This is a genomic window from Vibrio sp. 10N.286.46.A8 (genome assembly GCF_041470165.1).
GTDB classification, from domain to species: Bacteria; Pseudomonadota; Gammaproteobacteria; order Enterobacterales; family Vibrionaceae; genus Vibrio; species Vibrio tasmaniensis_A.
The window spans coordinates 19,265-32,827 of sequence record NZ_JBFRLX010000009.1 but is presented as its reverse complement, the minus strand read 5'-3'; the positions used below and the strand labels follow the sequence as shown (position 1 = coordinate 32,827).

Annotated in this window: 13 protein-coding genes; 5 read left to right on the top strand and 8 right to left on the bottom strand. The window is 43.4% G+C overall.

What is annotated here, in order from left to right; translation table 11 throughout:
* The first annotated feature begins 21 nt into the window (after positions 1-21).
* Both ulaG and AB4232_RS01125 read left to right on the top strand, forming a co-directional pair.
* Positions 22-1,089 (top strand): L-ascorbate 6-phosphate lactonase, encoded by a 1,068-nt coding sequence (gene ulaG, locus AB4232_RS01130; RefSeq protein ID WP_017089479.1) that lies wholly within the window; start codon positions 22-24, stop codon positions 1,087-1,089.
* Positions 1,090-1,157: 68 nt separating this feature from the next.
* Positions 1,158-1,400 carry a hypothetical protein gene (locus AB4232_RS01125; protein ID WP_009845904.1) on the top strand — a complete coding sequence of 81 codons (243 nt, stop codon included), beginning with the start codon at positions 1,158-1,160 and terminating at the stop codon, positions 1,398-1,400.
* 53 nt (positions 1,401-1,453) lie between these two features.
* On the opposite strand, the gene AB4232_RS01120 is transcribed toward AB4232_RS01125, so the two are convergent.
* From AB4232_RS01120 to AB4232_RS01100, 5 genes are all read right to left on the bottom strand, one after another.
* Positions 1,454-3,685 (bottom strand): hypothetical protein, encoded by a 2,232-nt coding sequence (locus AB4232_RS01120; RefSeq protein ID WP_372085742.1) that lies wholly within the window; start codon positions 3,683-3,685, stop codon positions 1,454-1,456.
* 362 nt (positions 3,686-4,047) lie between these two features.
* Positions 4,048-5,616, bottom strand: a complete 1,569-nt coding sequence (locus AB4232_RS01115) for a hypothetical protein (RefSeq protein ID WP_372085740.1) — start codon at positions 5,614-5,616, stop codon at positions 4,048-4,050.
* 307 nt (positions 5,617-5,923) lie between these two features.
* A complete protein-coding gene (locus AB4232_RS01110; protein ID WP_372085739.1) occupies positions 5,924-6,262 on the bottom strand; it encodes a Fis family transcriptional regulator in 339 nt (112 codons plus the stop codon).
* A 185-nt stretch (positions 6,263-6,447) separates the two neighbouring features.
* Entirely contained in the window at positions 6,448-7,422 is a 975-nt protein-coding gene (locus AB4232_RS01105) for a Gfo/Idh/MocA family protein (RefSeq protein ID WP_372085737.1), read from the bottom strand.
* Positions 7,423-7,425: 3 nt separating this feature from the next.
* Positions 7,426-7,728, bottom strand: a complete 303-nt coding sequence (locus AB4232_RS01100) for a putative quinol monooxygenase (RefSeq protein ID WP_372085735.1) — start codon at positions 7,726-7,728, stop codon at positions 7,426-7,428.
* Positions 7,729-7,834: 106 nt separating this feature from the next.
* Here AB4232_RS01100 and AB4232_RS01095 point away from each other — a divergent pair, with 106 nt between their 5' ends.
* Complete coding sequence (locus tag AB4232_RS01095; RefSeq protein WP_372085733.1) at positions 7,835-8,773, top strand: LysR substrate-binding domain-containing protein; 939 nt, start codon at positions 7,835-7,837, stop codon at positions 8,771-8,773.
* 65 nt (positions 8,774-8,838) lie between these two features.
* Here AB4232_RS01095 and AB4232_RS01090 read toward each other — a convergent pair whose 3' ends face one another.
* From AB4232_RS01090 to AB4232_RS01080, 3 genes are all read right to left on the bottom strand, one after another.
* On the bottom strand, positions 8,839-10,032 hold the full coding sequence (locus AB4232_RS01090) for a winged helix-turn-helix domain-containing protein (RefSeq protein WP_372085730.1): 1,194 nt from the start codon (positions 10,030-10,032) through the stop codon (positions 8,839-8,841).
* Positions 10,033-10,066: 34 nt separating this feature from the next.
* A complete protein-coding gene (locus AB4232_RS01085) occupies positions 10,067-10,714 on the bottom strand; it encodes a DsbA family oxidoreductase (RefSeq protein ID WP_372085728.1) in 648 nt (215 codons plus the stop codon).
* 181 nt (positions 10,715-10,895) lie between these two features.
* Entirely contained in the window at positions 10,896-11,693 is a 798-nt protein-coding gene (locus tag AB4232_RS01080) for a Cof-type HAD-IIB family hydrolase (RefSeq protein WP_102258288.1), read from the bottom strand.
* Between the two features lie 319 nt (positions 11,694-12,012).
* Between AB4232_RS01080 and AB4232_RS01075 the strand changes: the two genes are divergently transcribed.
* Positions 12,013-12,354, top strand: a complete 342-nt coding sequence (locus AB4232_RS01075; protein ID WP_372085725.1) for an ArsR/SmtB family transcription factor — start codon at positions 12,013-12,015, stop codon at positions 12,352-12,354.
* Positions 12,355-12,456: 102 nt separating this feature from the next.
* The gene (gene arsB / locus AB4232_RS01070; protein ID WP_108195414.1) at positions 12,457-13,512 is read left to right on the top strand and encodes an ACR3 family arsenite efflux transporter; all 1,056 of its coding nucleotides are present in this window, start codon (positions 12,457-12,459) and stop codon (positions 13,510-13,512) included.
* The last annotated feature ends 51 nt before the right edge of the window (positions 13,513-13,563 follow it).

Genomic DNA, 13,563 nt, shown 5'->3' with positions numbered 1-13,563 from the left:
ATTGAAATAAAAGGTATTATCATGAGCAACGTAAACGAAATCACTCGCGAGTCTTGGATCCTAAATACATTCCCTGAGTGGGGCACATGGTTAAATGAAGAGATCGAGCAAACCGTCGTGCAACCGAATACATTTTCTATGTGGTGGCTTGGCTGTACAGGTATTTGGCTAAAATCAGAAGGTGGTGCAAACCTATCAATGGACTTCTGGTGTGGTACTGGTAAAAAAACACAAGCTGTTCAAAAAATGAAAAATCAGCACCAAATGATGCGTATGGGCGGTGTTGAAGCACTTCAGCCAAACCTACGTACTGCAATCTTCCCATTGGACCCTTTCGCTATTAAAGAGATCGATGCGGTTATGGCATCTCATGATCACGGCGACCACATTGACATCAACGTTGCTGCAGCCGTTCTACAAAACTGTGGCGAGCACGTTAAATTCATTGGTCCTAAAGCGTGTGTTGATTTATGGATGAAATGGGGTGTGCCAGAAGATCGTTGTGTTATCGCGAAAGTTGGCGACGAGATTAAGATCAAAGACGTCAATATTAAGGTTCTTGATGCATTCGACCGTACTGCTCTAGTGACACTTCCTGAAGGCACTTCTTCTTTAGACACTGATATCTTAGGTGGCATGGACGATCGTGCAGTGAACTACCTAGTAGAAACGACAGGCGGTTCAGTTTACCACTCTGGTGATTCTCACTACTCAAACTACTACGCTAAGCACGGTAATGACCACAAGATCGACGTTGCACTGCTTTCTTACGGTGAAAACCCACGTGGCGTAACTGACAAAATGACGTCTTCAGACATTTTACGTGCCGCTGAATCTTTGGATTGTGAAGTCGTTGTTCCTTTCCACCACGATATCTGGGCTAACTTCCAAAATGACCCACGTGAAATTGAAATGCTGTGGAACATGAAGAAAGAACGTCTGCAATACGGCTTTGCACCTTTCTTCTGGCAAGTCGGTGGCCGATACACTTACCCTACAGATAAAGGTCGCATGCACTACCAACACTTCCGTGGTTTTGCAGATATCTTTAAAAATGACCCAGAACTGCCATACCGCGCATTCTTGTAATCATTAGTACCAACATTAACTAGGGAGCGATTCGCTCCCTTTTTTAATCATCGAATAAGGATATTGATATGGTATTACGCGAATTTAAGGAGCATTTCAAACGTGGCGATTTAGAATCAGCAATTGCCGTAAACTCTCCAAACAATGATGGCTATTACTTGATGGTTCTAAGCAGCAAGTGGGGAATAAATAGTTTCTTAGAGTCCGACCGAAAGCTGAAACCAAGGGTATTCAAGACCCAACAAGCTCTACTAAATGCGGCAAAATCAATTGGCTTCAGTCATCAATCAGTCGATATGCAAAATTTCTAGAGCCTTCTGCCTCCTGCTCTATCAAATGCTCCCCTTCGTCTATCTAAATAATTCTAATAAAGCAAGAACAGCCCTTCATAACCGCCAATATGAATTTCAGTCACATACTCTCCGATGTTGCCGTTTTCATCGACAGGCTTCATCGGCACGTCCAATACAATCATCAGCTTCTCTGCCTCATAAAAGCTCGAATTCTTACCGTGGAAATCCGTGCGATACAACACACGACCATTGCTGAACTCTCTCGCTAACACCATATCTTCAGGGCCACCCGCGGCCACCTGATTTTTAGATTGATACATAAAGTACGTGAACGTAGGTAGAACGTGAGTCATACCATTAGGCAGATCAGCATGCACCACTTCACTCATCGATGAATCACCAACGATGGTGTAGTCTGTGGGTTGAGGTGTCGTTGTCGATAGCATCAAAGGAATTGGCTCAAATCCCTGTAGGACCTGATGACTCGGCTCTCCCAAATCAACGGCTAATAACGAACTGGGTTGATAAGCGATATTTTTAGGGACACCACTTTGCCAGAAAATGTCTGCAGTCGTGTTATCACTCCCATAGACGTAACTATTGTTCCACTGATTAAAATAGCTGTGTTGAGCATGTCGATTGAGGTGGTAAATCGCTAGGGTCGAGTATTGGTCTTTCTTCCAATTCTCTTCACTATTTCCTAGATACTGGACTCGCCCGTAACGCGTTGTCGCCTGAAAAATTACTCCTTTTCCATTGTAGGCGAGCGCAGAATTATCCCAGAATTTAGAGATCCCCGAGTAACCACTAAATCCAGTAGACGGAAAAATGTAATGCTCTCTCAGATACAAAGACCCGGCTTCGCTAAGATGAGACTGCCCATTTCGACCCAGCAAGTTCGCCGTACCAATGTTCAACCCAATAGACGCATCACTTTCTAAAGCAGATAGATTTTTGAGAAACGCTGAAAATTGTTGCGTGTAGAGAGCATCCGCTTGATTTGAACCCGCAACAGCTCCTAACTCTTGAACATGTCCGCCAGAATGGACATAGAACTGGTTCGAGCCAATGAGTTTATTTGTGTCGTCGTTGTATGCACCATTCAAACCTTGGATTGCCCAGCTTTGCTTGTAGTAGCGATGAATGGCCGATAAATAATCCGCGTTTGCGACGTTCGTTAACGACCAAGATGAATTCGTGCTCCACATTCGACCAAATGGCACCACTCTTGATTCCCAACGAAAACGCGCTGTCGCATTCTTATTGGTTCGATTTCGATACTCGCTTGGCGACAAGTAGTTATCGCCATTCAGGTCTGCAGACACGTCAAAGCCACGAATTTTTCGCCATTGGCTGATAGCATTGCCATCCGGAGTTGTGGTCGGAGCGTCGGTTAACTTAACGGTTGGAAAGCTGTTTTTGAGTTTTACTTCTTTTAACCGCGGCCTGTCGTCTGCGTTCTCACTTTGCCAACGAACTCTCACAACGTATAAACGGCCACCCTCTCTCAAAAAGGTTGAACCAAAATACTGGCCGCCACCATAACTCACCCCACTGCCATCATGAGTTGTGGCTCTTACCCAGTTACCCGGAAGGTTCCAAATCACCGATTGGTTTCTGGTCATATTGAGCGTTTTGTCTTTCTTTACATCGAGCCTTTCCCACTGTGAAACCCTTCCGTGAGAGTCAATAGCTGTTGGGTATTCAATCCAGAATTCGCCGCTGACAGCAAACTGTGAGAACTTAAAGGTCAGACGTTCGAACTGTTCAGCATGATAGACATACAAAGCCCCGCCCTGTTCGAAATTCTCAAACACATCAGCATCCCAAGGAGGCTCTTGATACAGCCAAAAGCCCGCATGATCTTCACTGGCTGTATAGCCCAAGGTCATAGGCTTTCCACTTAAGAGAGTATTTTCACCGTGGGTGTTATCAACTTCTGCGAGCACTGTATCTTCAGAAAAATGGAGAAAGAAGTCTTCAAAATTAACGCCATGTGATTCTGCGTTATTACGAAGGTCGTTCTCCAACCAACCAGAATTGAGCTCCATTTTTTGGTTATACATATACCCAATTGTCGTAGCTCGCTTATTGTCGGTTTTATCTGCATAAGAGCCAAATACGAGGTCACTGTTCGAAATTTCCCAATCAATGACAGCATTCAAAGACAGCGGGGAACCCGAAAGATCAGCGCCGGATTCATGTTGCCCTGGCAGTACAATCGCTGTACCAACAGCAAAAGAATAGCCGGTGATTAAATATGAAGGAATGAGTGCGAGCAGCCCAGAAATGTAGGTTTTCATGATTCAAACTTCCTAATCGATCCTATGGCCACTCAAAATACTTCATTTAAAATCAATACATTACGCATCAACTTAGGGAGCAATGTACGAAAAAAGTATCGTCTAGAAAAGTTCATAGTTCAAGCATTAAGCCACCCGGTTCGACGAGCATTTAAGTGTGCCATCGAATACCCGAATGAAGACGACCTGAAACTACCGCCAGCTTAAGGGGAAAATGATTCTGTTGGTCGTTATAAAAGCCAAATGAGAGGGGGATTAGGCTTACTGTGTCAGTATAAAATAGATGAAAACCACCTACTGATGTAAGTGGTTTTCAACGGAATAAATAGAAGGGATATATTTAGGTGCTTGAGTCGCTTCAGCTAGATTTTGTCTACCTTAACAACCTCATCGTTAAATTTAATGTATTCCACATTGGTAATCTTGTCCGTTCCAATCGATTTACCAGAAATTTGTGTCACACCACCAGCAAGCTTCTCGATCGAGTAGTCTTTTTTATTTCCATTAATCTTCAATACATCGGTACCATCAGATCCATCGAAAGTGTTGTTAGCAGAATTCCCCTCAAAATAATTATCCTGAGAATTTCCAAGTATATCTAAAGCCTCAGAACCTACGATTTTCAAATTTTTAATATATTGGGATTTAAAGGTGTACTTTTCTTTATCATCAGAAGAAATTTGGATCTTAAATGTATTATTTAAAGACGGGTTCGCATTTAAATACGTATTGACCTTTGAACTGTCAATCCGCGCCGTATACTGATGATATTCAGGCAAGAATTCTTTGACGATAGCAAATCCAGTACTATCACTAGGCAAAGTTTCTCGGGTAACGTAACGGTAGTTATCCATTCCTCCAAACTCTGAATTAAACCCACCATACATTCCGTAATACGTGTCTGCTAGTGCGGCAAAATACTCGTGAGAAAAGGTTTGCCCCATCTTATACTGCTCAGGCATTCCTAGGTCTTTACCTATATCGTCACCGCCCCAATCGCCATCCCATTGTTCTTCACGTTTTTCATCAAGAGTTGCGCCTGCTGCTTGTGGACTCCAAATGGAACTTTTAGCCACATAATCTTTGCTAGTGTCTTTATCCTCGTAAACATATAAGCCTGTTGTGCTGTCATACCGATAATCTTTGAAAATACTCAAGCTATGGGCAGTAATTCTTTTTTGTAATCCGCCTTTGCTACCATCACCAGTCAAAGGGGCAATTCCTTGAGCTTGAGTTATATGAAGAATTTCTTCTATTGAAGCATCTCTTTTACCTACATTGGTAACGGAATTATAACCAGTGAAATACTCTGTCTCACCAACGTATGTCGTTTCGTTATAACCAAGCGCTTGGCTATGAACAAACCAACCATATTTTTTGAATAGATCATTATCTGAAGCTATCAGCTGCAGGTAGTTATCAGCTGTAGCTGAGGCAAGTTTAGGCTCACGCGCTTTCAACAACCTCAGTAGCTCTTGCTGAAGATTACCAATATCACCTTCTGACGATGCCATAAGAAGCGTACCCTGACGCTGACTTATCGATTTAAAGACATCAAGCTTACTCAGTTCTGTATTCGCTCCATTTTCGGACAAAAGAGAAGTCCACACACCAATGGCTTGACGCAGATCCTCATCACTACCTTTTGTCGCAAGAATGGTAATACTAATACTTGAATCTGAGCGTAACGGTATTTTAATAAAGTAATCAAAACCTGCATCTTTCGCTATCTGGTAGTTACTTGGGAATACCGTATTAAAAGCACTGTCGACATTGTAATTGGTGATCAAACTCGATTCGCTTGGCAAGGTATATCCGGGAGGAGGGGTAGGCTTAGGAGTGGTGGCGGCGGTACTCTTACTATCGCTACCACATGCTGAAAGCAAAGGTAAAATTGCGAGTGTTGTTAGGGTAATTTTATTTTTGTTCATTTAAACACCATTGAAATTTAAGCGCACCTAGACTCATATATCAGTAACTAGCTGTATTTATTACCTATTAATCATAAAAATACGTCAACTTCAATTAGCGATACTTATATACGTGACCCCCATTCACCTCAATTATATTTACTCAAAAATAGAGTTAACTCATGCGCTTAAAAAGCCAAATATTGTTAACCTTAGGTTAATCAATATTTAATAATTCCCAGTTCTTTCCCCATCGACTAAAATAAACTAAATAGCCCCCCAGCCATTGCATTACCTAAACACTCAGTTCACTGACCCCCAAACCTATTTACAACCTTTTGTCCCACTTCCCTTGATGGTCTCGGTCGCAATTTTCTTGTGTATCGTAACTGACGTGCTTATCGATATTCTTCAATGTAATCCCAACCTGACTAAACGCCTTTTGGATAGCAACAGAGACACACTGTTGACCTTCGCCATTTAAGAAGTTCGTTCTATCCTGATTGGTATCGAATACGCAGACGATTTTCAAACTTTGCGGGAATGAAGAGAAGTTGACCGAGTGAGTCACCCACAAAAAACCATCGAAGCCTTTCAGCGTGTCTTCACAAACGTCAGTTAACACGTCTCTGATTTGATTCTCGATTTTCTTATCTGATTTACGCATGCGGTAAAGGTCCTATTTAACACCTTAAAAAATAAGGTTTTTCAGTCAGTTTTGTACTACCTGATATTGGACACTGTGACTGTTTCAAATGCAAAGTATTTGTGGGAGGATTTAGAGGAAACGTCTCATGCTTGATCACTGACGAGGCAATCAAACATGAGTCGAATATAGAATTTACGAAGATCTTAGCTCGCCGCTTGTTCCCAATCCGTCAGTAACTTCATGATCACACGAGAGTCTTGGTGGCTCGCCATTGGCGCTACAAGTTGTGTGTCACCTCGCTCAACCGCTTGGCGAATATTACGCACTTGATAATGGAAGCCATCGCCTTGCGCTTCGACTTTCACTTCACGTTTCGATGTTTCGTAAATCTCAACCGTGAATGTGTTGTCTTCGGTCGGCAGCCATGGATTGGTGTCGAGTGTGATACAGCCTTTGCTGCCTAGAATCGTGAAGTCATGCTTTAAGCCGTGGTCTTCTGCAGTATGGATTTGCGCAGTGAAGTGGTCGTTGAAGCGCATCATCGCCGATGATTCACAGATATTGCCATCTTGGCCTCGTCGACCGATTGCTGAGATCTGCACATCATCGAACACGCTCTCGCCAAATTGCTGCTGCGCAACAGAATGAATCAGCGACATTGGATAACAACCTAAGTTGTACAACGCGCCTTTGCTCGCAGGGTTAACGAACTGATCAATCGCCGCAACGTATGAACCCTGAATTGAGCGCACTTCACCAATCTCACCGGTTGCTAATTCTTGATGAAGCTTAGCGATAAGCGGGTGATTTAGATACATCAAACCTTCTGCGAAGAACACGCCAGATACTTTCACTGCTTGTAGAGCTTGCTCGGTTTTTTCCATATCAACCGATAACGATTTTTCACACAGAATCGCTTTGCCTTTTTGAGCCGCTTTAATCACGTATTCGTGGTGAACGTGGTTTGGTAGAGCGATGTAGATGATGTCGACTGACTCGTCTTCAATCAAAGCTTCATAGCTGTTGAAGGTTCGTGTTGGTTGATACTGCTCAGCAAACTCGTTAAGTGTTTTTTCAGTACGACCAGCGACAGCATACAGCTCGCTTTGAGCATCGCCTTTGATCGCGTCTGCCATAACGCCTGAGATAAAGCTGGTTCCTAGGATTCCCCATTTCATGGCTTAGATCTCCTTCGTATGAGTTTCAAATGCTTGTACTAATTCCGTTATATCACGCTCAATAAACGCTTGAGTATGAGGCGTCACAAAATGCTGATTGATCGCCTCACGGTTTGCGTATTGCTCAAGCAAGATAACTCGGTCGCTTTGGTTTTGATCATAGGTTGCTATCGCCTGTAAGCAGCCCGGCTCACTCTGCATATCTAGGCAAAACTGTTCGATGGCTTCAATCGCAGCGTCACGATCAATGTTGGTTTTAATCTTAAGTTCTGCAGTAACAAAGATGGTTTCATTCGTCTGAGGCATTTCACGCTCTTATTTTAGTTAATTATCGGTTTACCATTAATATAATTAACCCCTAATAATTGATAAACTCACCTTTTGTTTATTGTTTATCAACCAAGAGTGTTCAATGGATAAGTTAACCAGCATGAAGGTCTTCGTTTACGTGGTCGAGCAAGGCAGTTTTCGCAGTGCCGCCAACCACTTCAACCTGTCGGCAACCATGATCAGTAAACATGTCCACCATCTCGAAACGAGCCTCAACTCTCAACTGATTCATCGCACCACGCGTAAGCAGTCTTTAACCGATTCAGGGCAGCTTTATTATCGAGAATGTAAACGAATTCTCGAAGACATCAGCAATGCTGAAAACCTGATTCAAACCTTGGAAAATCAGCCACAGGGGACGGTAAAGATAAACTGCCCCGTCACCTATGGGAACAAGGTGCTTGCCCCGATTGTGGCTAAGTTCCTCGCGCATCACCCAACGATTAATGTCGAACTCGTGCTGAACAACGACCTTGTCGATCCTTATTCATCCGATATTGATTTGATTGTGCGAATCGGTGACCTGTCTGACTCCAGTTTAGTCGCCAGATACTTAGGGGATTATGAGATGTGTTACTGCGCGGCTCCTGAGTACCTTAACCAACATGCTGAGATTCGTGTGTTGGAAGACCTTGCACAACACCCATCGCTTGGATTCAGCTATAGCAGTCGTCGTGATATTATTGGACGTGATACTCACATCCGTCATATCCAAAATAGTGAACCTCAATCCCGAGATCCTCAGAGTCACCAAGCAACTCACACTGCGGGGAACAAAGGACAAGTACGTTTGATGTCGAACAATGGGGATGTATTGCGATATGCTGCCCTTCAAGGCGTAGGCGTGTTGTTACAGCCGACTATCTTAGTCGCAGAAGAAATTGAGCGTGGAATGCTATTGGAGATCTTGCCCGGCATGGCACCGTTACCTAAACCGATTCACTTGCTCTACAAAACCAAGCAACTGTCGTTGAAGAACCGAACCTTTGTCGAATTCTTGTTAGCCACTCTTTCTGAGTAACTAAGCGCTGACGAATTAGCAAAGAGGCTTCTAAGTAACGAAGAGTTTTTTTAACAACAAAACCGCTAGACTGTTTGCCAATGGCTCATCAAGCGCTTACCAAGATCAGAGGGTGTGGTGTTATGGACGATCATCTCATCACATTGGTTGAACACCATGAAGTGTTTTAGTTCATCGCATAAAGCATGAACCAAAGACTCATGGTTTTTAATTCGCTCTTCCACAACCAAGTTACGGATATTGAGCAAACCACTCTTCCTGTCGACCTTGCAATCCATTCGTGCCACCAGCTCACCTTGCCAGAGAATCGGTAAGCTAAAATAACCAAACTGACGCTTGGCTTCTGGAACATAGCACTCAAGAAGGTAATCAAAATTGAACAGTGATTGCATTCGCTTACGTTGAATCAACAGATTATCGAACGGAGACAGTATCTTTAACTTAGTTCGAGATAGAGGCTGATTCAGCAGTTCAAACGCATTAGGCAACACATAATAATCAGCACCTTGAACATCCACCTTCACGACTTGTTTATCTTCAAGCATCTGCTGGAGTGTTGTCTGAATCAGAGGTTTTGTGTTCTTGAGTAGATAGCTCATTTCCGACGCTATTCCCACACCATTAGCTTCTAAATAACGCGTAATTAGATGCTCGATGTACTCTTGTTCCGTTGGTTCTGAGGTATCAATAGCACTCGGCAAAACTCGTTCGGTTAGGTCATACACCTTATGGAAGTTCACTCGGCTCGGCATCATTAAGTCACCTTGCATAAACAAAGTCTCTAGTGCCTGTTTGGCAGGTTTACCGCCCCATCCGCCGGGGTTTGGTCTATCCCCTTCAAAGTCTTTCGCCATTAATGGCCCTTCGCTCTCAATGCGTTTGAGAACATGCGCCATCAGTGCATCATCCTTTTTATACCAATGCTTAAGCTTACCGGTCGCAAACCCGTTCTTTCGATGCAGGCTGAAGCGGTAGTCGCGCATAGGCAGATAAGCAGCAGCGTGCGACCAATACTCAAACACTTCTCGACGCTCTAGCAGCTTGTCGAGATGATCAAGCTTGTAGTCTTGATTACGATTCCACAGCGTATGGTGGTGAGCTCGCTGAATCACAGAGATGGTATCAATTTGAACATACCCAAGGTTTTCAATCGCAGACAGCGTGTTCGCCAAAGTTCCTCCATTTCGTTGCTTTTTAGGTGGCAATTTTTGCGAAAGCAGTACAATTTTTTGCGCTTGAGCGAGTGACAATGATTCCATGTAATTCAGACTCTAATTGATACCAATAATCGGCTTATGATTCAGCAATAAGTTCTTGAAGAATTTGCTTGTACGTTTCGACCGTCTGCGCACCAGTGACCGCACTCTTGCGGTTGAATACCACGGTAGGAACCGCTGAGATTCCCATGCGTTGCCATTCAAACTCTTGCGCTTCAATTTGCTTCAAGTTATCGATGTTCTTTAGGCGCTTCAGTGCCTTCGTTGAGTCTAAGCCAACTGCTTCAAGTTCTTGCGCGATAACCTCAAGATCAGCAAGATTTTTCTGCTCTGAAAAATGAGCAGTAAAGAAGCGTAGCTTTAACTCAGTCTGTTTGCCATGCGCCAACGCGAAATCGAGCAGCACATGCAGGTGACGTGAATTCACCATTCTCATGCTGTCATAGAAATTGAAATCGAACCCTACCGCTTTGCCACGAGCAGCCAGTTGCTCACGGGAACGTTGGCTCTCTTCCGCGCTAGAGCCGTATTTTCTCATGATATGGTCACGCAGGTTTTCACCTTCTTGCGGCATATCAGGGTTAAGCTCAAACGGCTGCCATTCAAGTTCAATTTGCTCTGCTAAGCCAAGTTCTGAAACTGCTTGCTCTAAGTTTTTGTAGCCGACCACGCACCATGGGCACATTACGTCAGAAATAATATCAAGTTGAAGTTTCTTGCTCATCGTCATTCCAAATGCTCATTGATAAGGCATGTCTGCAGTAAAAGCAGGCATCCAATTTATCTTCAGACTACAACAACCTGAACAATCGTTCAAATTTAACTAAATTCAACATTAACGAACAAAAAAGCCAACTCATGTTCACGAGTTGGCTTTGACAAAAATCGGGTCGAGCTTAAGAGCGTTACGCTAGCAACTTCTCAAGTACTTGGAACACACCCGCGTCAACGTTACTTGGCGCAGCAAAACGTGCGATCTCTTTTAACTTTGGATGTGCGTTTTCCATCGCGTAAGAGTGGTAGCTCTCTTTTAGCATTTCCAAATCATTGAGGTAGTCACCAAAGCTCATGGTCTGCTCGTAAGTGAAACCTAATGTGTTCTGTAGATGTTTAATCGCCGCACCTTTTGACGCTTCAGCGTTCATCACATCCAACCAAATTTTTGCACTGACAACCACTTGGTAGTTCTCACCGAATTTGGCATCAATAGTTGGGTTCACTTTCTCTTGTGAACCGTCGAAGTGACAGATAGCCACCTTGATGAAATCGTCTTCTACCGCCAGTAAGTCTTCTACTTGCTCTCGGCGATGGTAGTACTTAGAGATCTCCGCTAAAGCACGCTCATCTTTGGTTTCAATGTATGCAGACTTTTTACCACAAAGTACAACGTGTGCACCTTCAATCGCACGCGCTTCTTTGATGATGTCTTTGATGGCATCAGTATCAAGTAAGCAGCTGTAGAGCTCTTGCCCTTTGTGCATCACTAATGTGCCGTTTTCAGCAACGAACATCATGCGATCTTTTAGCGGAGCAAAGGTTTCCATCAGGCTGTAATACTGACGACCCGATGCCGCAGCAAAAATGATGTCTTGAGCTTCTAGTCGCTCATAAAGATTGAAGAATTCTGGGTCTAACTTTCCGTGTTCATTAAGAAGAGTGCCGTCCATATCAGCAGCGATAAATTTGATGTTCTGTTGTGGCATTTCAGGGCTTACCTATGAGTAAAGAATAAAGTGCAAATTATGATTTTTCGTTATCTTGTGTAACGGTTCTGCGTTCAATTATATCGCTAGAGTAGCCAGTGAATGCAATGCTTTTCGGTCGATTTCTCTGTTTAAATCTAAGATCTTGTTTATGCGCAATAAGAAGGTAAAAACAGATAAAAATCGAATATCAAGCTTAACTAAAACCATTGTTCTGAGATGCCAATTTAAGCCGACTTATAAATTTCGCATTGACCAATAAAAGAAATAGGCCTACCATTAATCGTCTTTTAACGATTATGGAAAGCGAAACATCAATATGAACGAAATTTGCCCTACAACTGGTGGCTGTGCTCTACCAATCGGACATGGTGATACCGAAGCTGAAACGCAAATGGCAGCTCTGGCCAAAGCGCTCGCTCACCCGGCAAGAGTTCGTATATTGAGTATCCTTTCAACGCTAGAAAAATCGGGCGGCTGTTTGAACAGTGACTTGGTTAGCGAATTAGGTTTGGCTCAATCAACAGTATCAGAGCACCTAAGAATCTTGAAAACCTCAGGCTTCATCACTGCTGAATCGATACCACCGAAGATGTGCTATCGCATTAACCGAGATAATATTCAGCAATTTGAATCGCTTATCGACACCATTTTAAAATAGATTAACCACGCTTAGTTTGTCGAACACAATAAACTAAGCGTATTTTTTGCCTTTAAATATCGTTTTTCGACGATTAACGATAACAACCAAAGAGACAATATAATGAAACCAAAATTAGGTTTTCTCGATCGTTACTTAACGCTGTGGATCTTCATCGCCATGGGCATTGGTGTACTGCTTGGCACCTTGTTCCCACAAATCGAACAGTGGAACGAATCAATGTCTGTTGGTACCACCAACATTCCGCTTGCGATTGGCCTTATCTTAATGATGTACCCACCTTTGGCTAAGGTTAACTACAACCTATTAGGCACCGTGGTAAAAGATAAGAAAGCCATCAAACTATCTTTGATCATGAACTGGCTTGTTGGTCCGATTCTGATGTTTGTATTGGCACTGACTTTCTTGGGTGACCACCCAGGTTACATGGTCGGCGTGATTCTGATTGGTCTTGCTCGTTGTGTGGCAATGGTTCTGGTTTGGAACGACATCGGCGGCGGCAACAAAGAGTACGGCGCGGCATTGGTTGCTCTAAACAGTGCATTCCAAGTGGTGAGCTACAGCTTTATGGCGTGGCTATTCATCAGCGTTCTTCCACCAGTATTTGGTTACGAAGGCATGATGGTTGATATCTCGATGATCGATATTGCACACAGTGTTCTTGTCTACCTAGGTATCCCATTCCTAGCAGGCTTCCTAAGCCGTAAGATCCTTGTGTCGATGAAAGGCGAGCAGTGGTACAACGATGTGTTCATTCCACGCATCTCACCAATCACACTGATTGCACTACTGGCAACTATCGTTCTAATGTTCAGCCTAAAAGGCGAGATGATTGTTGAACTGCCAATGGACGTATTGTTGATTGCTGTTCCACTGACTATCTACTTCACAGCAATGTTCTTCATCAGCTTCTTCATTGGTAAGAAGATGGGTATTGAATACGACAAGAACGCATCAATTGCATTCACAGCGACAGGTAACAACTTCGAGCTAGCGATTGCTGTTGCTATCTCAGTATTCGGTATCAACTCAGACCAAGCGTTTGCCGGTGTTATCGGTCCACTGATTGAAGTACCTGTGTTGATTTATCTAGTGAACGTGGCGCTTAAGATGAAAGACAAGTACTACAACGGTCAGACGGTTAAACCTAGCGTATAGCATCTACGTCTACACCTAGAACTAGAACTAGAACTAGAACTAACAAAAGCA